The organism is Coprococcus sp. AM97-35, from assembly GCF_027697525.1.
Lineage (GTDB): Bacteria > Bacillota > Clostridia > Lachnospirales > Lachnospiraceae > Allocoprococcus > Allocoprococcus comes.
The window spans coordinates 30,363-50,475 of sequence record NZ_JAQESL010000019.1; the positions used below are offsets into that span (position 1 = coordinate 30,363).

The following is a 20,113-nucleotide window of genomic DNA, read 5'->3' on the forward strand; positions in this document are numbered from 1 at the left end:
GAAATACTATGCCAAATACAAACTTTGTCCCTAACTGGACTTTTGAAAGAACGCTACCATCTCCATTTGACAGCTATTCCGGGAAAAGTGCAGTGATGAAAGACATCGCTTCCAAATACTGTAATCAGCCTAAAAAACGGGCTACTCTCCATTCTGCTACTTTGCAGGCAGTTTTTTCTTATATGAATTTGGAAAATCCACCTGCTGGAAAAGCAGAGGAAGAACTCGGAGCCATTGGAAGCCAGGCAAACAATTTTACAATCGCAGAATATCCAAGCCGTACCGGGTTGCTGCATGTAGTGGTCTACAACCGTATGACTGGGAAATTTATAGCCGGAAAGTATGAAAAACCTTTGGATCTGGACAGTAAACCAGAGCCATATCAGTTTAAAAAAGATGAAGATTCCGGAAGTGCTCTTTATTTTGCTTTAATGCCTACTTTCCTTTCAGATGACGAATTCAATGAAAAATATCAGGAATTAAAGCAACACCGTGATGACGGTTTTCCTGACCTGCCCAAAGCTGCAGAAACGGCTGCGGTTCTTTGTGATAACGTGTACCGCAGGATCCGTTATGGTGATTCCCTTCCTATCGGGAACATCAAAGTTGACACTCCTGCAAATGGCGTGCTCCAAAGACTTACACCACTGAATATCCAAAAAGGTGTTTATGCACCAACGGAAATTATCCAGGGTACCTTTCAGGTATTAAAAGGTGGACATCACTATACTGCTTCCGCCGTTTCAATTCCCAAAGAAGATTTTGTCGATAAATACATCCTGTCCAATTCTCGGACATTAACTCCCCAAGAAGAATCAACCGTTCCTATTCTCGAAGATTGGTATGTAATCCCAAAAGAAATCCAAAGAATATGCGAACATGCCAAATTAACAACTGACAGCAAGCAGCCTATGAGGAATTTTATGCTCCGTGGGCCTGCTGGAACGGGAAAGACCGAAGGTGCCAAAGCCATTGCTGCAGGACTTCACCTTCCTTACCGATGCATCACCTGCTCGGCAAATACAGAAATTTTTGACCTTCTTGGACAGATTTTACCTGATGTAGATGAAAAACAGCTTTCTTTGGTAGGGGAACTGCCCTCTTTTCAAGACATTACCCTCGATCCGGCTACTGCCTATGAAAAATTAACGGGTACTTATGATGAAAAGGTATCAGAAAATACAGTTTATGAAGAATTGATCCATCATATATCTGAGGAAATGAAGCAGAAACAAGCTGCTACCTCCAGCAGCCAACAGTTCCGCTATGTGGATACACCACTGGTTGAAGCCATCCGAAACGGCTATCTGGTAGAAATACAGGAGCCTACGGTGATTGCCAATCCTGGTGTACTGGTAGGACTTAATTCCCTATTGGACCGTTGTAACAGCGTATTTCTGCCAAACGGGGAAGTCATCCATCGGCATCCGGATACTACCATTATAGTCACAACTAATCATGACTATGCCGGCTGTCGTCCCATGAACCAGTCTGTCATTTCAAGGATGAATATGGTCATAGATATGGATGAACCGGATGAAGAGACCATGGTAGAGCGTGTTCTTGCTATTACCGGATGTTCCGATAAAAAATCAGTACGTACCATGACACAGATTGTACGTTCCATCGCACAGTATTGTCAGGATAACCTGATAACAGATGGCTGCTGTGGAGTCCGGGAATTAATTGCCTGGGTTCAGTCTTTTATGGTATGTGGCGATATACAGGAAGCTGCTCATTATACCATTTTATCTTCCGTCACTGCCGATTCTGAAAGCCGTATCGAAATTGAAGGTTCTTGCTTGGATACAGTTCTTGCATCATAACACACTATTGAGGAACACCTTTTATACCGAAGCCGAACTACGCAAAACTCTGGCAGAAAATCTCGTTTATTTAAGAAAATCCAAGCAGACGAAACTCTCTCAGAAAGCCGTAGCAAGACTTCTGCATCTACCGGAAAAAACAATTATGAACTATGAAAATGGGCATACGCTTCCATCTGCTTACGCCGTCTTTCGGTTAGCCCAGTATTACGGCTGTACAATGGAAGATCTCCTAACCCAAAATATGAAAAAGAAAGAAAGGTGAAAAAATTGAATAACACTCAAAAAGCTTTAAAAAGAATGATCCGGGATACGGAGTCAAAAATCACTGATGAAGAACTCTTTCTTTCATCGGCTTTCCAAAAATACCAAACATCTCTGGCGAAAGCGGCTACTGGCCGTTCTCGCTATGGACTTCAGGTGCTTATGGAATGGGACAGTTCTGAAAATGCAGACATCGCTTATACAGATAATTATAGAATTCACTGTAACGCCGCAAACTCGATAACCCAAAGCTTTCCTTCCCGATTTCTGCGGTCACAAAGCCTGACTGGTCTAACTGGACATGAAATCGGACATCTGCGTTACTCTGATTTTGCATCACTACAGCTTTATCTGACCAATATGGAAAATGGTTCCTTCTATCCAGAAGCACCAGACAATCTGCCTTCTGGATACAAGGCAAATCTGCAGGACATCTTAGATGCCATGGAAGAAAAAGATAACGCAACGTGTCTGACGCTATCCCGCTGTGCTGCACAGTATAATAATATACTGGAGGACATCTACATTGAAGCCCGGATGTGTGAAGAATATCCCGGAACTTTTAAGCAGGGAATACAGATCAATAATCTGCGGATGTCTGAATTGATTCCTTCTATACAGGAACAAATTGACTGTGGCTATCAGCCGTTTTCCATTATGAGCAATTTAATTTTGTCTTATTGCCGGACTGGTAATATAAATAACCGCACGAATTATTCTGGAGAATACACAGACACCCTTTCAGACTGCATGGATTATATTGACGATGCTTTAATTGCCACACAGGGGAAAGAACGCTTACGTGCTTCCAACTATCTTTTAGTACTTTGCTGGAACTATATTCAGCCTATGGTAGAGTTAACCAGAGAGTCTTTAAAAAAGCAGGATAGTACCCAAGTTGGCGATGCTCTGGAGGATCTGCTGCGGAAAGAATCAGGTAGCGGATCTCCTCTTCCAACTGGTAAAAACGGAGGAATCCCTAAAAACATTCCAGGTCCTACAGTAAAATCAAAAACTCCTATAACCTGTGACTTATCTGGTCTTGATCCAAATTACAGGCAAGATGCAATCAACCAGGCAGAAAAGGTACTGCAGGAAGAAGGAGGAAGAATTGAACTTGCTAAAACTACAGCAGTATTAGATGGAAATAATCCAGGAATCACATACGCATCACAGTATGCCGGTTCCGGTTATGAAAATGCAGCGAATGATCTTGCACGCATCCTAAATGATGTTGCTACGGAAAAAGCCCAAAATGATTATGAACAGGAATTAACAGAAGACTTGCAAAAATCGGCGGATGAAATACATTACGGAAATGCCCATGCAGGCATCCATGTAACAATCCACCGCATCAATCCAGTTTCCGACTTTTTTATCAAATCTTATCAAACAGTTGCTTCCCCTCTTTTGCGGACCTCCAAAAGGCTGCAAAGTTCCATTCTTCCTTTATTAAAAGAAGAGGCAGAAGGCGGGAAACAAAAAAACCTGTTATTTGGTAAAAGGCTGGATATGCGGGCTTTACACCGAAAGGACGGCGGTATCTTTACCAGAACCAGGCTTCCGGATGAAGAACAAAAACTTTCCGTGGGACTTTTGGTTGATGAAAGTGGTTCTATGGGCTGGGGAGATCGTATTACCCATGCCCGGAAAACTGCAATCGTGCTGTATGATTTCTGTATGAGCCTGGGAATTCCTATTACCATTTATGGGCATTCTACAGATTCTAAGGGGGTTGCTTTGTATTCCTATGCTGAATTTGATTCTCTGGATGCCTCTGACCGTTACCGGCTGATGGATATGTCTGCCCGTAATGGCAACCGGGATGGAGCTGCACTTCGTTATGTTGCGGAACACCTGGCAAAGCGTCCGGAATCACAAAAACTCCTCATCATAATCTCTGACGGACAGCCCGCAGATTGTGGGTACAGTGGTACGGAAGCAGAAGCAGATCTTCGTGGTATCAAGAATGAATATCGTAAACGTGGCATTGTGATCTTTGCTGCAGCAATTGGTGATGACAAAGAAAACATCCGCAGAATCTATCAGGATGGTTTTTTAGATATTACCAAATTAGAAGATTTGCCCAAAAATATGACACAGCTTGTAAAACAATATTTGAAATAGAAAGAAGGAAAACATACATGAGTGAAAATTATCAAAACTCAATTACAGATCAGATATGCAAAGTACAGACCAGTAAAAAATTAATTGCACTGTATGACCGTCTCCGCTACACAAGTTATAACAGCTATGCACAGCTTCATGCAAAAGGAGAATTTGAAGAAAATGGTCATAAAGTTCACTCCCTTATTGGAATCTCCATACAGGATTACTCTAGTGGTACCGGTGATAAAAATATTATCACCCGTTTTCATCTGGCACCCGAACAAATTCAATTTCTGCTGTCCAGAGTTACCGCTGGCTTTCCTGAATTTGAATGGTCGCAAAGCAAAATATTTGGTGTGCCGGATGGCAATGGCTATTCTACTGCACAACAGTTTTTTATTTCCCGCCACGTATATAACAACCAGCAGGAAATACTGACCAGCCCATGGAGAATTCAAATTAATAACGGAAAAGGTATCAAGAAAAAGAATCATAACGGCGGCACTTATATGCAGGCTCAAAGTTTTATCTCTGAAAAAAGTGCTTTTATCCAATTGACAGATATGGATTTTTATATGCTGTTAAAACGTGCTGATTCCTATATCGTAAATTGGGAAAACTACGTTGCATCCTTCCTGATTCAAAACGGCAAACAACAATTTAAAAAACAACAGGACGCACGAATGGCACAAAATATACAGCCGCATGAAATGTCTTCCTATATGCAAGAACAACCACAAGAACAATATCTGAATGGTATGTATGTCGCTTAAAGAATTTCAACAAAGAAGCAGCCGAAAAGACTGCTTCTTTTTATAAAGGAAAGGAGATTTCTATGGATTATGCCACAACACTAAATATTGACCAACAAGGGCGGATCATTATTCCTGCCAAAGTAAGAAAAGCCCTACAGCTTCATACAGGCGATGTATTGATGCTGGAAGCTGACACACGCAACATCTGTCTTCGTAAATGCGACTCCCATATCCCTATGGATATCCGGTTAGACAGTTTTCTGGATATTTTACATAGTAATGTCCCTTGCCGGATCCTGTTATGTAATGATTCCAAAATCATTGCTTCCAAGAATTATCATACAGCACTTAATATGCCTGTAACAGAAAGTATTCAAAGGCTTCTGCAACAGGGAAAGATGAAATTATTCTCTGAAAAGGAACGCATATACCCTACTATGACAGGAAAATATCCCATATCAGTCTTTTTCCCTATTTCTAAAAAAGACGAATTTGGTGAAACGTTGGGTCTTTTACTATGTGCAAAAAACCAACAGCCTTTCAGCGAAATGGATTTAGGCTGTGCCAAAATGACTGCGGCGGCGATTTCCCGCTACATCCAACAAAATTATGAAAGGAAGGTGACATAAAATGAATGACTTAATGCTGCATCGGGCAGCACAATTATTAGAAGCTGAATTTGGTCCCCAATGGCGTACTGTCGCTGACATGCTTGGAACGGAAGGATTGCGAAAACGTGTAGGAAAGGAACTGACTTCTTTCATGGCATACCCAGAACGTGGAGCAGGCGGTAACAGCCAGTGGCGTGGTAACTGCTCCCCCGAAGTGGTTGCAGCACTTCTACGCTATTGCCTGGACGATAAGCGATATTACGGAAAAGATACCAGCACCTTTACCCTCTTAGATCCTATGAGTGGCTCTGGGACTTCAAAGGCGGCTGCTGACCGTTATCAGGTACGCTCCCTGCTCTATGATCTAAATCCGGCACCTGCGTATGGAAAAGGTAACTGGAATGCTCTAAAAGATGAAGTAGAGGATTCCGCTGATCTCATCTTTTTCCATCCACCCTACCATAATATGATCCAGTATTCCGGAAATATCTGGGGAACCCCTCACCCGGACGACCTATCCCGCTGTGAAAACTATTCGGATTTTCTTGAAAAACTAAATCACTGTATCCGGAAATTTTTCCTGGCACTTCGGAAAGGTGGGAGGCTTGCCATACTGGTAGGCGATATGCGGCTCCATGGTAAGTTCTATAGTATGCAGAATGATTTAATGCGGATGGGTGATTTTGAATCCTTTCTGGTAAAGGGCCAGTTTAATTGTGTTTCTGACAATCGGACGTACAAAAAGCCTTTCATTCCCATTGTGACAGAATATGCTCTGTTGCTGAAAAAAACAGATTCTTTCATTATCCCCTTCAGCATCCGGCAAGAAGGTGTGTTTTATGTACAAAATACAGATATTCTTGCACTGACTTGGCATCATCTAATCCGGATGACAATGGAGAGTATTGGAGGAAGAGGGGCTTTAAAAGACCTGTACGATTTATTAAAGGAACACCCAAAAGCGAAAAAGAATCCGCATTATCAGGAACGTATCCGTGCCACCTTATATGAACACCCAGACGAATATATACCTGTATCGAAAGGATATTTTCGTTTGAGTTACCCTGTTACATAAAAACGAGCCATGAAAAACAGATTTTCTATGACGCTACAAAAGGAGTGTGAACACTATGACAAATCGAAAGCACCATGTGAAAAATAGACAAATAACGACACTCTCAGGATGGTTTCATTCTTCGCTACGGGTTGGGGAACGTGCTATTATTTCTGGAGTCAATGGTTTCTCTATTCTGACATCTCCTATCCTAACGATTTTGGAAGTATCAAATGACAGTATCGTTTTCGAAACAGAAAATACCATTTACCATTTGGTTCATACACCAGAGACCGTATCGGAAGTGATGTGTGCTTGAATAACATATATGAATTGGGAAGCAGGCTTTGTGAATTGCTTTCAACTTTGAAGAAAAACCGAGAATACGTTCCACTTGAAATTTTACAAACACAGTATCGGATTCCTTATGAAAGCCTAAAAAAGCAAATTGGTGATACAGCAACAGCTTTTGTAAAAGAAATTACATTATCAAAGCTTATGATAAATCCAGATGTATCTCTGGAAGAGCAGATTTCTGTTATCCAACAGGCAATTACAACATCCGGGATGCTCAAAGAAATGAGCTATACCTTATCAAAACTGTATGATGTGGAACTACTGCACAGGCAGGCATTAAAATTAAGGACATATATTGAAGATGCTCTATATCCATATATTGCCCTTCAGGATTGCCTTGTCGTTGATATGGAACGTATAGAGGATACGCCAATTATCTACAATACAATTACCCAAAAGGTTTATGAGAATGGGCAATGGAGTAAACAGAATTTGGATCTGCATGGGAAACTATTAATCTATGTAAAATCTAGTCCTCCTATGCCTGCAGCAACAGAACAAATAAACAATGGATTCTAAATTCAAAAATTTTTATGTCAAGAAGGGAAACTTTTATGGGTTTCCCTTCTTATGAAAATAATTTCAGTTGTTCATATTCTGCTGTCCGATTCAACAGTATGGGCTTCTTAGCAAGAATAAATTCTACCGCTGCATCCTCCATAATCCAATCTTCCAGTTCTTGTCGTTCCAAAAGCAATGGCATCCGTTCATGCACTGGTGCTACGGAAGCATTTGCCTGCGTAGTCAGAATTACAAAACGATTTTGACCATTATAGATTTGATAACACCCTGCCATAAATAATGTGGCATCCTGCTTTGGACTTTGAAAAGTATATTTTTCTTTGTTTTTACTCCATTCGTAAAAGTGATGGGCAGGAATCACACATCTTCGATGCAGCACACTGTCCCGAAAGGTCTTCTTGTCCAGTATCGCCTCTGCCCTTGCATTGATAAGCAGTCCCTTTCCCTGGAACCCCGGAAAGCCCCACTGCATCTGCCTCGCAGCCACTTCCTTACACTCCTTTGTAAGAATGACTGCAGATTCAGACGGGTGGATGTCCTGTCCATGCTCTATCTTTAAACGCTGGTCCAGTTTCCTTACAATCTTTTCAATTTCCCGTGAAGTTTCATCATCCACATAATATCTTCCGCACATTTTCTGTCCTCCTTTTTCCTATTTTACTTCATCCCTGGTATCTTATACAACCAGTTTCCATGCACAATCCTCCGGACAAAAGAGAAGCACAAAATTGATTTGTTTTCCCAAAAGTACCGCCTGACATCTATACTTCCAGTTCAAAATTCCCGCATACCACTGCTTTTCTACAGTCAGAACCTGGATATGATTGATTTGAATAATCTCTTCATCCTCCCCTTTTACCTTCAGCATCAATGGCAGAGATTTTCCGGTAGCTGTGAACCAGCACTGGACTGCCACCTCATGATAGGTTCCGGATAAAGGCTCCTGCTCTGTATGCTCTGTATTTATTCCGATTCCAAATGCCACCTTTCCTTCCCCCTTCCCGCTATTCTGTCTTTAATTTCTCATAGTCCACAGAACGTTTTTCCCGTGAAATGCCACCACTCATGTGATCAATACACCCACCTAAAAAAGCCGCACGTATTACCGAATCATTCCCATACCGTTTTCTGATCTGATCTATCGTTTCATCCATTTTTTCCAGTTTCTCATAATCATTCGTATCAAACAGATTTAGTTGTCTCATATTCACCTGATCCTTGATGCGGCTGGTATGGATTCCCAGATGCCGGATGGGTGTCCCATCCCAGAGCTGGTCAAATAACTGGCAAGCACACTGATGAATCTCTATCGTAATATTGGTTGCATTCTGAAGCGTCATCTGGTGACTGGCATAACTGAGATCATAATTCTTGATCCCTACTGCAATCACTTCTGCCCTGACTCCTGCTCCACGAAGTCTGCTTCCTACTGTCTCTGCCAAAGCCAACAGCACCAATTTTGCTGTAGATGCATCTGTCACATCAAAAGGAATCGTTGTAGAATTGCCGTATCCCTTATTAGCAGGCGGGGCCGACTGGACTACAGACACATCAATCCCATTTGCAAACCCCCAGACAACTTCCCCATGTTTCTTCAAATGTTGTTTTAAGTAACTCGGATCACTCTTTGCCAAATCTCCTATGGTCCGAATTCCCAACTTGAAAAGTGTCTTTGTTGTTGCCCGTCCTACAAAAAACAAGTCGCTTACCGGCAATGGCCACATCTTTTTCTGTAACTCAGACTTCCATAGTGTGTGCACTCTGTCGGGCTTCTGAAAATCACTTGCCATCTTAGCTAACAGTTTATTCTCTGAAATACCGATATTCACTGTAAATCCAAGCCGTTCCTTAATCTGTCTCCGCATCTTCTCCGCCGCTTCCACTGGTGTCCCCCAAAGCAATTCCGTTCCAGTCATATCTACAAACGCCTCATCTATCGAGTATTGTTCCACTGTGGGAGAATACTCTTGCAAAATTCCCATAAAAGCTTTGGAACACCTCTCATACAATCCATAATTCGGAGGCACTAAGATAAGATTTGGACATTTCTGTTTTGCTTCCAAGATTGATTCACCTGTCTGTATCCGATATTTCTTTGCTGGAATGGATTTTGCCAAAATGATTCCATGACGCATCGCCATATCCCCACCTACCGCTGACACCTGTTCTCTTAAATCGCCTTTCCATCCCAAATGATGCAGCCGATATACCGCTTCCCAGGACAAAAAGGCAGAATTTACATCTATATGAAAAATCACTTTTTCCAAACTCACGTTCCCCTCCTTTATATCTCATTATATAGAACATACGTTCTGAAATCAAGAGATAATATTTTCCATATCCATGCTTCCTCTATATATAGTAATTTTCTTCTCAGAATAAACAATATATAGTGCTTTTATATTGACACATACTACATATAGTGTTACACTTACTATGTAATTATTATTTGTGTCATCCGGAAAGGATATACGCACGCAGTTTAGGTTTGTAAAAGTGTCAGAAGTATACCACGCTACCAGCAGGGACTTCTGGCTTTTTTATTTTGCAGGAAACTGCACGCATTAGAGAATGAACATCCGTGTCATTCTCTTTTTTTATGCCTGAACGCAAAGAAAGGAGGAAGAAAAACCGGAACAAATAAGAATTACAACTATACCATAGAAAAGGAGACAAGAATAAAATGAACCACTCTAATGAATTATCAAACGTGGAAAAAATCAAACAACTGGTGGACCATCTGAATTTACAGCGTAACGCTTATTATAATGAGAACAGTCCGAATATCAGTGATGCGGAATATGACCGAATCTTCGATGAATTAGTGGAATTAGAAAAGCAGACAGGCTTTGTCTTATCCAATTCACCGACACAAACCGTAGGCTATACTCCCATCAGTGAACTTCCCAAAGTAAAGCATCCGGTCCCTTTGCTCTCTTTAGATAAGACAAAGCAGGTACAGGACTTGATAAGTTTTGCCGGTAAGCAGCCAGTTCTGTTTATGCTGAAGTTGGACGGATTAACGACTAAATTAGTCTACGAAAATGGAACACTTGTAGAGGCTTCCACGCGTGGCGACGGAGAAATTGGGGAACTTATCACCCATAACATCCCTGCATACGTTGATGTCCCTCTCTCAATTCCATATAAAGGCCGGCTGGTGATTGTTGGAGAATCCTTCATCCCAACCCATGACTTTGAGCGTTTAAAAGAAACCCTCCGAGATGGAAAAGGAGAACCTTACAAAAATGGGCGAAATCTGGCTTCTGGCTCTGTGCGAAGTCTTGATCCGGCAAATTGTGCAGGACGCTGTCTGCACTTTATGCCTTTTAATGTTCTGGAAGGTCTGGACTCTCCATTTCTCTTTCCAGACAGCAGAGCTATGAAAATTTCCAGCCTGTTTGACTATGGTTTTCAGCCTTGTCCTTATATTGCTGCAAACCATCCCTTAACCTCGGAACTTGTAAATCAGTATATTGAAAGGCTGACTGATCTGGCAGGCAAAAAACATCTGCCTATTGACGGAATTGTAATGATTTTCGACAGTCTGGACTATTCCAAAAACTGCGGGCGTACCGGACATCATTATAAAGATGGACTGGCTTTTAAGTTTGAAGACGAAACTTACGAAACCACTCTTCGCAATATAGAATGGACACCCACCCGTTTCGGAGAAATTGCACCTGTGGGAGTTTTTGACCCTGTGGAAATTGACGGATGCTCTGTTTCCAGAGCAACCCTTCACAATCTGACCTTTATCAAAGAATTAGAATTGGTGCCAGGTTGTAGAATTTCTGTATCAAAACGTAATATGATCATTCCTCATATTGAAGAAAATCTGGAACGTGGTCATTACGTAGATGCAGTTCCTCCTGTATGTCCATGCTGTGGTTCTCAGACTCGTATCTATCAAAGAAAAGGAAATGATGGGCGTCTCATTGAAACAGTGCATTGTGACAATCCCAACTGTGATAGCCAGATCCGAAAACGCTTTACACATTTCGTTGGAAAAAAAGCAATGAACATCGAGGGACTCTCCGAAACTACCTTGGAAAAATTCCTGACTTTGGGTTATCTCCAGACATTTCCGGATATTTACCATCTAAATGAACATCAGGAAGAAATCTTACAGTTGGAAGGTTTCGGTAAAAAATCCTTTGAAAGATTATGGAATTCCATTACTTCCAGCCGGAATACTACCTTTGTCCGGTTCCTGGTTTCCATGGATATTCCTATGGTCGGAAGGACCAAAAGCAGGATTTTGGATACAGTATTCCACGGCAGTCTACAGGAATTTTTTGATGCTGCCTCTGATGACTATGATTTCACCCAGTTAGATGACTTTGGTGATACTCTGAATCAGAATATCCATGACTGGTTTTCTGATGAAAACAATTTAATTCTCTGGCACGAACTCCAAAAAGAACTTATATTTGAAGAAAGAAAGGAAATGAATACTATGATGAAAGAAAATGTATTTACAGGATGTACTATCGTTGCAACAGGAAAACTTGCTCATTTTACAAGAGATGAAATCAACTCGAAGATTTTAGAGCTTGGAGCAAAAGCCGGCAGTTCTGTCACAAAAAAGACAGATTATCTAATTTGTGGGGAAAAAGCCGGCAGTAAATTAGCAAAAGCCCAGTCTCTCGGCATTAAGATTTTATCTGAAGATGAGTTTCTTGAAATGATTGCGTAAGGAGAAATCTATGAGTATCATTACATCCGTTTTTCATATCTATGGATTTCTTATTACAGAAGAGGCTGCTAATCTTATCCTTCGATATACAGAGGAAGTTTTTCCTGATTTATACAAAGAGTTCTCTGATCCAGAATCACTCTTAGCCTTTCAGGAATATCTTTGTGAGAAACTTGATGGCTGTCGTTATGGCACTGCTGAGTCTATGACGGTATGGAGGATCAAAGATCAGGAAGAACTGGACTTAAATCCAGGAGAAGAATTTTATATCATTGAACTTAAAAATTCTTCCCACTTATTTTCACAGGCGTATTCTTCTTATACGGAAGTTATCCAAGAAATTCAAGAAACGTTTGGTGAATTACTTCCTCCCGATTTTCCATTAGATGATTTTCTTGTGGAAATCATGGGCGAAGTTTGGGGATAGTGAAATGGGGTGACGCCCCATTTCAAACATCTTTTGCAACTTTACATTTATAGTTATTTTACCGTTGGAAAGCACCTTCTTTTTTGATATAATGAAAGCAAATGGAGGGATAACGTATATGAGTATTCAATCAGATATAGAGATGCTATCAATTGAAGCACTGGAATATTATGCTAAAAAGCACCAAATATCAGAAGACGATGCCTTTAATATTTTCTACAAACATCAAGTATTTGAAAAAATACTGGTACAACACGAAACGTTGCACCAATTAGATATTCATGATACTTTTCAATACGTAGAAGATATTATAGAAGAAGATACGCCCACGCTTGTTCTTTTCCATGGCTCCAATATTGCATTTGATAAAATCGATTTGAACAAATCACATAACCGTCGTGATTTTGGTCGTGGATTTTATTGCACAGTTCTCGAACAGCAGGCAAATGAATGGGCGAACCGCCTGTACTTGCGTACTCATACTGGCGGCAAATATGTGTATCGGTATATCTTCCAGCAATCCGAGGAACTAAAAATCAAACATTTTGCCACCTTGGACAAGGAATGGTTGGAGTTTGTCAAACTCAACCGTACTGTCGGCGATATCCAGCATCACTATGATGTTGTAATTGGGCCTGTTGCGGATGATAATACCATGGAAACTGTACAACTTTATTTGTCCGGTATCTTGAGCGTGGATGAAGCGGTTACAAGGCTTCGGTATAATAAGGTTAATAATCAGGTTTCCTTTCACACCCCACTTGCTCTTGAACATCTGGTATTGGAATCTCGAAAGGATGTGTAAAACATGGAAGGTAAATATTTTTTTAACGGAAAAGATATTTCAATGAATCTGTATATTCAGATCCGGGATGTTATCGATATTATTATGGAAAAGAGTAATCTTTCCTTTCCGGATGCCATGGGCAAATTTTATCATTCAAAAACTTACAAGGCCCTACAAAATACAGAAAATACTCTTTGGGCGGAATCTGCCGGCTATATTGCAGACCGCTATTACGAAGAACAAGAAGAAGCACAAATAAACAAATAACAAACAAAAAAATATGTTTAAGAAGGAACTGCTTACCATAAGCGGTTCCTTTTTTGTATAAGAAAGAAGGGATTACATGTATATTAATACCTATTCGAATCATTACCAGCAAACAATTGACCACTTTCATGGAGCATACGCTTTTCTTAGTAACTTCTATCCTTCCCGGATATATTACCGGGGCTACTGGTATGCAAATAATGAGGCTGCTTTCCAGGCACAAAAGACCATTTCCCCTAAAGAACAGCTTCAATTTACCAAATTAAGGAATCCAAAAGATGCAAAAAAACTGGGAAGAGAAGTGCAGCTCCGTTCAGACTGGGAAAGTGTAAAGCTTATGTACATGTATGAAATTTGTATGTGCAAATTCATGCAGAATCCTACCCTATGTAAAGCATTACTTGCTACTGGGAATTGTCACCTTGTTGAAGGAAACAACTGGGGAGATTACTTTTGGGGTTCTGTAAATGGTCATGGCGAAAATCATCTGGGCAAAATTCTTATGGATATACGTGCAAAGCTTCAATTTGAATGTTAAAACATAATTTATCCAATTTTGCACTGTATGAACTGCAAATATTTTGCTATAATGAAAGATAGATTTTAAAGAAAGGATTTGTGCTTATGTATCTGAAGCGTTTTGTCTATGACCGTCTTCTGGATTGGAAAAATGAAGGAGGTCATAGTACCCTGGAAGTCGGTGGAGCCCGTCAGGTTGGAAAAACCTACCTGATACAGAAATTCGCTGACGAAAACTACAAACACAAAATTTATATTAACCTGTTTGAATTAAGCGGCAAACAGTTTATGGAATGTTATAAACAGGCAACCGACTGGACACCTGGAACAAAACGGCGGGAGCATCCTCTCCACGATGCCTTCCAGTTATATGAACCGGACTTTATTGATTCTGAAGATACCGTCATCATTATTGACGAAATCCAGGAGTCTTCCGAAATTTATAACCGTATCCGGGAGTTTACACGTCACTTTAAAGCCCATTTCATCATCACAGGAAGCTACCTTGGACGGATTTATGATCCAGAATTCCGTTATTCCAGCGGCGATGTCACCAAACTCACCATCTATACGCTTTCTTTTGAGGAGTTTTTGATGGCCTATGATCAGAATCTGTATGGCGATTACAAAAAAATATCTCTTGTTTCCTCTGAAGCAGAAGTCTATAATCGCTTAAAGGAAACCTATGAGCTGTACTGCCAGATTGGTGGCTATCCCAAAGTGGTCGAAAACTATCTGGAAAACCGGAACATCGTAAAAGCTCAAGGCGAACTCGTAAAAATCATTGATACCTTTACCAATGAATCCATTCGCTATTTTACGGATATTTTGTATACCAAAGTGTTTACCCATATTTTCTTTTCCATCTGCCGTATTTTAAATCGTGAAAAGAAAGGATTTTCAGAAGACAGCATCAGTGAAGAATTGCAAAAACTGGTAACCAAAGACTACTCCAGCAATATTTCAAAGGCTACCTGCAACCGTGCCATTAGCTGGCTGTACTTTTCTGGAATCATTGGATTCTGTGCAAAAATAACAGAAATGGACATTCTGGATTTTAAGTCTGCAAGCCGCTGCTACTTCATGGATATGGGGCTGGCAAATTATTATCTGACACGTACCGGTACCGATTCCCGTGTACTTGCAGGCACATTAAATGAAAATTATGTCTATATCAACCTGAAGAAACGCCAGGATTTTCCACCGGAAATTTCCTTTGAAACCCCAGCTTTTGCTACTTACCGAGGCGGAGAAATTGATTTTTTGGCACAAAGCCTATCTTCTTCCACCCGATATTTAATAGAAGTAAAAGCCGGAAAAGGGACTGCTTCCACTGCCCAGAAAGCTCTGGCTCAGGGAAAAGCAGATAAGCTTCTTTATTTAAAAGGGGCAACCAAAGGAGGAATAGACGGAAAAACAGAAACACTGCCTATTTATTTATTGGAACAATACAAGTTTAATTAAATTTATGTTTACGAAGAGACTACTTGCGAGTGGTCTCTTTTTATTTAGAAGGATCACGAAAAACACAGCACTGAATTAGTGAAAATTTATGAATTTATGAGAATTGGCATAGATGTGATGTTACGGAAAAGGGGTATGGATTTATTCTATTCCCTCTTTTGTCAATGCCAATTCCCATCAAGAAAGGAAGAATTACATGAACAATACAACAACTGAATTACAATGGGGAGATGTCATCTTCAAACCTGGACAACGTGTGCGGACAACCGATGCCAGCGATTATGCAGGATTGGATGGTGTTATTTTGGAAATTCATACCGGCGAAGATAAAGAAACCGACAATCTGACTCCTGATATTCACTGTTGCTTTGATTTTCCTGAGTCTGAAGCAGACATTCGGAAACTAGAGGAACGCTTTTCTTCTCTTTACAATATGCCAAAAAAACTGGATGATCTTGCTTTGGATGAAGTGATTATGTCCCCGGATGAACTGATTTCTATTCCAGAAGAACCCTCTCGTCTTCTTCATTATATTGGTACAGACGAATGGGCTCGCCCGGTATACCAGGATCAATATGGGAAGTTGTGGAAAGATGTAGAACTTGGTGACTTTGAAATTCCTCATCTGCACTCTGCAGTCGGAAATGAATTTGATGGAGAACCGGATATGCCTATCCGGAAACCATTTAGAATTTTAACAGATAAACCGAAAAATCCTTATGAATTTCAGTACATGATGCTTAGTCGTTTACAAAGCGACTGTGAGTATTACTTGAATTACGGAAACCGTTGTACTGGACATCTGTACTATCACAATGAAAGCAAACAAATTGCCGCCATGAAAAAACTCTGGAATGAATTTCCGGATGATGGGAAACCAGAATGGTTGACATGGAAACAAATCCTAGAATACGAAAAAGCAATGTGTTCAGACACAAAATAATAGAACCGCCATAAAAATATTTTTTTTAAGGAGAATGATTATGAATTCAATAAAAGAACTAAAAGAACAATTAGGATATGAAGAAATCGGTCTCGATGATACATTTACATTTCACTGTACCCAATGCGGAAAGTGCTGCATTCACCGGGAGGATATTCTCTTATCCCCGAAAGATCTGTTTAACATAGCAAAAAAATTTCAAATTACACCAGCGGAAGCCTTGGAACAATATTGTGAAACTTATATTGGATGTAACTCCCGTTTCCCGATAGTCCGCCTGAGACCACAAGGAAGTGTCAAACGCTGCCCTTTATTAAAGGATCAGAAATGTTTGGTTCATGATGTAAAACCGACTGTCTGTGCCATGTTTCCGATTGGTCGGTATCTTACCCTTTCTGCGGATGATAGTTTTCCGAAAAATCCAGAAGAACTGTCTGTTGGATATATCTTTAATAATCCTGAGTGCGGAGACGGAATCGAAACACATACCGTCCGGGAATGGTTTCGTAGTTTTAACATTCCACTAAAAGATGACTATTTCTTTACATGGACAAGAACACAGGCAACACTCTGCAAACATCTACAATTTCTGGAAGAACACATATCAGAAAAGACCATGATTTCAATATGGAATGCTACTTTGATAACTCTGTATCTGAACTATGATATTACAGAAGATTTTCAAACGCAATTTCAGCAAAATTCAGATGCAATCCTATCCTTAATTGAAACACTAGGAACTGTTGACATTCCTAAGAAATCATAAACAACTATAAATACTTTGAGCCGACCAGTTTTGGACGGCTCTTTTTCATATCACTTTACATTCTGGCAGCTCTTTTGTTTCCTGTTCTTATCACACGCAATCCATTCATCCAAAGTAAGCGGCTGATAATTTGAATACATACAAAAACAGTTAATCATATTACATGGAATATGCTGTGTTTCCCCCTGTGTATTCAGAAATGTTGTTTCAGATGTGATTCCTTGAAATCTTTCCAGCAATCTCTGATCCTGCGTATCGTGTACATGTCCATACAACATATAGGTTTTTGGGTTTCCTTCTGCATTCAATTTATACTGTCCGTTATAACACATAATAGGATAATGACAAAGTATCACTTTTCTCTTATTATCGCTAAGTTCCTCATACATTTTAATCCACTCAAAGCGTGAACTGTCGAAGTTTGGATCCTTGACATAGTGGTCATGGTTTCCCTGTATCAGATATAGACGTCCGTTCAATTTCTGAAGCAACTGGTTTGTTTCTTCAGATTTCCCCCATGATAAATCCCCTAAGATAACAACTTCATCCCTATTACGCACTTTACTATTCCACTGTTTCAGCATATAATCATTCATTGCATTTACATTTGCAAATCCACGTTTATCCATTTTTGTATTCAAATTTTCATGAAAGAAATGTAAATCTGCAATATAATATCTCATTTTATATCATTCCCTCAATCTTGTTTAAATTATCAATATTTACAACTGCCCAGAACACTCTTTTTAAATCTTTCCCTTTCAAAGTTGATGCCGGGATTACCGAATCTTTACCAAATTCCTGAATAAACTGATTTCTGAGTTTACGAATTTTTTGTCCTTTTTCTGGTCCCGATAAATGCTCCATACCTAATTTTTTTTCAATCTCTAATGCCTGTTTTACCTTATCCCAACCCATGCCTGAAATCATCAGTTCATACATCAAGCGAACCAGGGATGCTCCGCAGGCAACCGTTTTGGGATCATACTGCACTTTCCTGTTTAAATATAACGAATGAAAATCATTAATAAACTTTTTCAATTCTGCATCTTCACCGCTATCGGCTTGTTGATAACGCAAAAGCTGTTTCTCAACATCTTTTACGATATATTTAGGTTCATAATCTCTTCCCTCCAGCGTGCTCCCCAGTGTAATCTTCCTTGTATTCCATTCTTGTTCTGCCCGTTTTAAATACTTTTCTTTCACAACAGAGCATTGCATCTCGGATATACAGTTTCTGGACAACATCATAATATCATAGAACTGCTTCACCTGTTCATCCAGCCTTTCATTTTGTACGCCAATCGTATTACAACCTAATGTGGTGAGCTTATCCGCAAATAAATAATTCAATGGAAGGATCTGATAGTTCCATGAACTGTTTACCGCAAATATGTTTTCTCCCGTTCTTCTTTCATATTCCCATTTTTCTGGCTGGAGAATAAATTCTATTTTTAATTCCTGATAGGGAATACTCTCTCTCTCCATATTACGTTCTGCATTGGATAGTACAGAAGGAACTTTCGTGTAATATGTATGTAATGGAAGATTTGTTTTCGGATTCTTAGGGCTATGTTTATGAAAGTAAAACAATTCGTCTTCTGTCCCCAAATATTCTTCGATTTTCCTCAATGTTTTCTTTATTTCCTCTTCTGTTCCAAAAAATAACATATCAATGTCTACACTTGTTCTTTGAGCATCCCTTGGCAGATAAAACTGCGTGGCTGCACCACCTTTCAATATTATTTTATCTCCTAGTATTTTCTGAATATGCAAGAATAATTCAAGATCCCATAAAAACAGTTCCATTCTCGCCATATTTTTAAACCCAAATTCTTCCATTCTCTTCTGAAAGGTTTCTCTCTGAAATGCTTCCTCTTTATGAAATAACTTTTTGTAATCCAAATTTTATTCTTCCCTTCTAAGTATTTTTCCAAACTCTATTGCCGAATCTGTAATAAACCGATTTTCAACGATAAAGCGAATATCATATTGTATATTCCTTCTTGATGCTACTGTTATCAGCTTCTTTTTATCTATATTTCCCAATCTGCTGAGATTCTGATAAATTCTTACCAATTCTTGCAATGATAGTGGATATCCGTTTCTCGTTATTGCAAAATAAAGATCTGCAAAAGCCTTCTCTATACTTGCCAGACCTTCACTACTGTACTGAAAATCCTCCGTTGTGTATAAAATCACCTGCATATTATGGCTACCTGAAAACATAGCATCTTCATACATTTTTTTCGTGTATTGTGGTTCTATCACCTCAAATCCTTCTGCTAATAAATTGTTATATATTTCCTCTTTTGCTGCTTTTTCAATAAATGCAATGACAGGATATTGTTCTGGTATGTGTAACATATATTTTGCCAAAATATCCAAACCGGATATATAATAATAAAATCCCAGCTCATCCATGTAATTTTTCAATTTTTGGGCTGTTTCACATAAAATAATTCCCTGTCTGCCTTTCAAATCATTGAAGGAAAATACACCGTTTCGCACTCTCTTAATGTAACCCGCCTCTACTAATTTAGAAAGATTCCAATATAAAGTAGACTTTTTTAACTCCGGGAAAAGGGGAATTACTTCATCTGTATAAAAGGTAGTTTGATTCCCAAGATTTTGTTTGATTATCTCGTATTTTTTTTCTAATGCTGTTTTGCTATTCATACTACACCTACTTTCTTTTCGTAGTATATCACATAGCACCTATAAAAACAATAAAATAAACGCA

General features: G+C 39.6%; 21 protein-coding genes. 15 read left to right on the top strand and 6 right to left on the bottom strand.

The features are described 5' to 3' along the window. Positions 1–8 precede the first annotated feature (8 nt). From PG840_RS12220 to PG840_RS12250, 7 genes are all read left to right on the top strand, one after another. On the top strand, positions 9–1,826 hold the full coding sequence (locus PG840_RS12220) for an AAA family ATPase (protein ID WP_015526834.1): 1,818 nt from the start codon (positions 9–11) through the stop codon (positions 1,824–1,826). After that, positions 1,714–2,091 carry a helix-turn-helix domain-containing protein gene (locus tag PG840_RS12225; RefSeq protein WP_225084396.1) on the top strand — a complete coding sequence of 126 codons (378 nt, stop codon included), beginning with the start codon at positions 1,714–1,716 and terminating at the stop codon, positions 2,089–2,091. The genes PG840_RS12220 and PG840_RS12225 overlap by 113 nt, the downstream gene beginning before the upstream one ends. Next, complete coding sequence (locus PG840_RS12230) at positions 2,088–4,217, top strand: vWA domain-containing protein (protein ID WP_117843966.1); 2,130 nt, start codon at positions 2,088–2,090, stop codon at positions 4,215–4,217. The genes PG840_RS12225 and PG840_RS12230 overlap by 4 nt, the downstream gene beginning before the upstream one ends. 17 nt (positions 4,218–4,234) lie before the next feature. Continuing rightward, a complete protein-coding gene (locus tag PG840_RS12235; protein ID WP_054337547.1) occupies positions 4,235–4,972 on the top strand; it encodes a hypothetical protein in 738 nt (245 codons plus the stop codon). Between the two features lie 62 nt (positions 4,973–5,034). After that, positions 5,035–5,583: an AbrB/MazE/SpoVT family DNA-binding domain-containing protein gene (locus tag PG840_RS12240; protein WP_055151554.1), complete on the top strand. Its 549-nt coding sequence runs from the start codon at positions 5,035–5,037 to the stop codon at positions 5,581–5,583. A gap of 1 nt (position 5,584) precedes the next feature. After that, positions 5,585–6,640 carry an SAM-dependent methyltransferase gene (locus PG840_RS12245; protein WP_117843965.1) on the top strand — a complete coding sequence of 352 codons (1,056 nt, stop codon included), beginning with the start codon at positions 5,585–5,587 and terminating at the stop codon, positions 6,638–6,640. 288 nt (positions 6,641–6,928) lie between these two features. After that, on the top strand, positions 6,929–7,495 hold the full coding sequence (locus PG840_RS12250) for a hypothetical protein (protein ID WP_227295519.1): 567 nt from the start codon (positions 6,929–6,931) through the stop codon (positions 7,493–7,495). Positions 7,496–7,544: 49 nt separating this feature from the next. Here PG840_RS12250 and PG840_RS12255 read toward each other — a convergent pair whose 3' ends face one another. Genes PG840_RS12255 through PG840_RS12265 form a run of 3 tightly spaced genes read right to left on the bottom strand, consistent with a single transcriptional unit; the run spans position 7,545 to position 9,771 of the window. After that, a complete protein-coding gene (locus PG840_RS12255; protein ID WP_054337544.1) occupies positions 7,545–8,132 on the bottom strand; it encodes an SOS response-associated peptidase in 588 nt (195 codons plus the stop codon). Between the two features lie 42 nt (positions 8,133–8,174). After that, positions 8,175–8,483, bottom strand: a complete 309-nt coding sequence (locus PG840_RS12260; RefSeq protein WP_054337543.1) for a hypothetical protein — start codon at positions 8,481–8,483, stop codon at positions 8,175–8,177. Positions 8,484–8,502: 19 nt separating this feature from the next. Continuing rightward, complete coding sequence (locus PG840_RS12265) at positions 8,503–9,771, bottom strand: Y-family DNA polymerase (RefSeq protein ID WP_054337542.1); 1,269 nt, start codon at positions 9,769–9,771, stop codon at positions 8,503–8,505. 410 nt (positions 9,772–10,181) lie between these two features. Here PG840_RS12265 and ligA point away from each other — a divergent pair, with 410 nt between their 5' ends. From ligA to PG840_RS12305, 8 genes are all read left to right on the top strand, one after another. Further along, entirely contained in the window at positions 10,182–12,197 is a 2,016-nt protein-coding gene (ligA, locus tag PG840_RS12270) for an NAD-dependent DNA ligase LigA (protein WP_117843962.1), read from the top strand. 10 nt (positions 12,198–12,207) lie between these two features. Beyond that, complete coding sequence (locus PG840_RS12275) at positions 12,208–12,624, top strand: hypothetical protein (protein ID WP_004223763.1); 417 nt, start codon at positions 12,208–12,210, stop codon at positions 12,622–12,624. A gap of 118 nt (positions 12,625–12,742) precedes the next feature. Then, on the top strand, positions 12,743–13,429 hold the full coding sequence (locus PG840_RS12280) for a DUF3990 domain-containing protein (RefSeq protein ID WP_015526830.1): 687 nt from the start codon (positions 12,743–12,745) through the stop codon (positions 13,427–13,429). 3 nt (positions 13,430–13,432) lie between these two features. Beyond that, positions 13,433–13,678 carry a hypothetical protein gene (locus PG840_RS12285; protein ID WP_004223767.1) on the top strand — a complete coding sequence of 82 codons (246 nt, stop codon included), beginning with the start codon at positions 13,433–13,435 and terminating at the stop codon, positions 13,676–13,678. Positions 13,679–13,754: 76 nt separating this feature from the next. Beyond that, entirely contained in the window at positions 13,755–14,216 is a 462-nt protein-coding gene (locus tag PG840_RS12290; protein ID WP_004223769.1) for an NADAR family protein, read from the top strand. Between the two features lie 86 nt (positions 14,217–14,302). Then, on the top strand, positions 14,303–15,661 hold the full coding sequence (locus tag PG840_RS12295) for an ATP-binding protein (RefSeq protein ID WP_015526829.1): 1,359 nt from the start codon (positions 14,303–14,305) through the stop codon (positions 15,659–15,661). Between the two features lie 196 nt (positions 15,662–15,857). Beyond that, positions 15,858–16,604, top strand: a complete 747-nt coding sequence (locus tag PG840_RS12300) for an LPD11 domain-containing protein (protein WP_015526828.1) — start codon at positions 15,858–15,860, stop codon at positions 16,602–16,604. 40 nt (positions 16,605–16,644) lie between these two features. After that, positions 16,645–17,370 (top strand): YkgJ family cysteine cluster protein, encoded by a 726-nt coding sequence (locus PG840_RS12305; RefSeq protein ID WP_015526827.1) that lies wholly within the window; start codon positions 16,645–16,647, stop codon positions 17,368–17,370. A 50-nt stretch (positions 17,371–17,420) separates the two neighbouring features. On the opposite strand, the gene PG840_RS12310 is transcribed toward PG840_RS12305, so the two are convergent. From PG840_RS12310 to PG840_RS12320, 3 genes are all read right to left on the bottom strand, one after another. Next, positions 17,421–18,053 carry a metallophosphoesterase gene (locus PG840_RS12310; protein ID WP_015526826.1) on the bottom strand — a complete coding sequence of 211 codons (633 nt, stop codon included), beginning with the start codon at positions 18,051–18,053 and terminating at the stop codon, positions 17,421–17,423. A gap of 1 nt (position 18,054) precedes the next feature. Continuing rightward, on the bottom strand, positions 18,055–19,212 hold the full coding sequence (locus PG840_RS12315; protein ID WP_147417360.1) for a nucleotidyl transferase AbiEii/AbiGii toxin family protein: 1,158 nt from the start codon (positions 19,210–19,212) through the stop codon (positions 18,055–18,057). A gap of 66 nt (positions 19,213–19,278) precedes the next feature. Then, positions 19,279–20,049: a DUF6577 family protein gene (locus PG840_RS12320; protein ID WP_117457421.1), complete on the bottom strand. Its 771-nt coding sequence runs from the start codon at positions 20,047–20,049 to the stop codon at positions 19,279–19,281. Positions 20,050–20,113 lie beyond the last annotated feature (64 nt).

Bases quoted from the DNA above. Each gene is read 5' to 3' on its own strand.
- PG840_RS12320 (WP_117457421.1), bottom strand. From the start codon at position 20,049: ATGAATAGCAAAACAGCATTAGAAAAAAAATACGAGATAATCAAACAA.
- PG840_RS12315 (WP_147417360.1), bottom strand. From the start codon at position 19,212: ATGGAAGAATTTGGGTTTAAAAATATGGCGAGAATGGAACTGTTTTTA.
- PG840_RS12310 (WP_015526826.1), bottom strand. From the start codon at position 18,053: ATGAGATATTATATTGCAGATTTACATTTCTTTCATGAAAATTTGAAT.
- PG840_RS12305 (WP_015526827.1), top strand. From the start codon at position 16,645: ATGAATTCAATAAAAGAACTAAAAGAACAATTAGGATATGAAGAAATC.
- PG840_RS12300 (WP_015526828.1), top strand. From the start codon at position 15,858: ATGAACAATACAACAACTGAATTACAATGGGGAGATGTCATCTTCAAA.
- PG840_RS12290 (WP_004223769.1), top strand. From the start codon at position 13,755: ATGTATATTAATACCTATTCGAATCATTACCAGCAAACAATTGACCAC.
- PG840_RS12295 (WP_015526829.1), top strand. From the start codon at position 14,303: ATGTATCTGAAGCGTTTTGTCTATGACCGTCTTCTGGATTGGAAAAAT.
- PG840_RS12275 (WP_004223763.1), top strand. From the start codon at position 12,208: ATGAGTATCATTACATCCGTTTTTCATATCTATGGATTTCTTATTACA.
- PG840_RS12255 (WP_054337544.1), bottom strand. From the start codon at position 8,132: ATGTGCGGAAGATATTATGTGGATGATGAAACTTCACGGGAAATTGAA.
- PG840_RS12285 (WP_004223767.1), top strand. From the start codon at position 13,433: ATGGAAGGTAAATATTTTTTTAACGGAAAAGATATTTCAATGAATCTG.
- PG840_RS12245 (WP_117843965.1), top strand. From the start codon at position 5,585: ATGAATGACTTAATGCTGCATCGGGCAGCACAATTATTAGAAGCTGAA.
- PG840_RS12220 (WP_015526834.1), top strand. From the start codon at position 9: ATGCCAAATACAAACTTTGTCCCTAACTGGACTTTTGAAAGAACGCTA.
- PG840_RS12280 (WP_015526830.1), top strand. From the start codon at position 12,743: ATGAGTATTCAATCAGATATAGAGATGCTATCAATTGAAGCACTGGAA.
- PG840_RS12235 (WP_054337547.1), top strand. From the start codon at position 4,235: ATGAGTGAAAATTATCAAAACTCAATTACAGATCAGATATGCAAAGTA.
- ligA (WP_117843962.1), top strand. From the start codon at position 10,182: ATGAACCACTCTAATGAATTATCAAACGTGGAAAAAATCAAACAACTG.
- PG840_RS12240 (WP_055151554.1), top strand. From the start codon at position 5,035: ATGGATTATGCCACAACACTAAATATTGACCAACAAGGGCGGATCATT.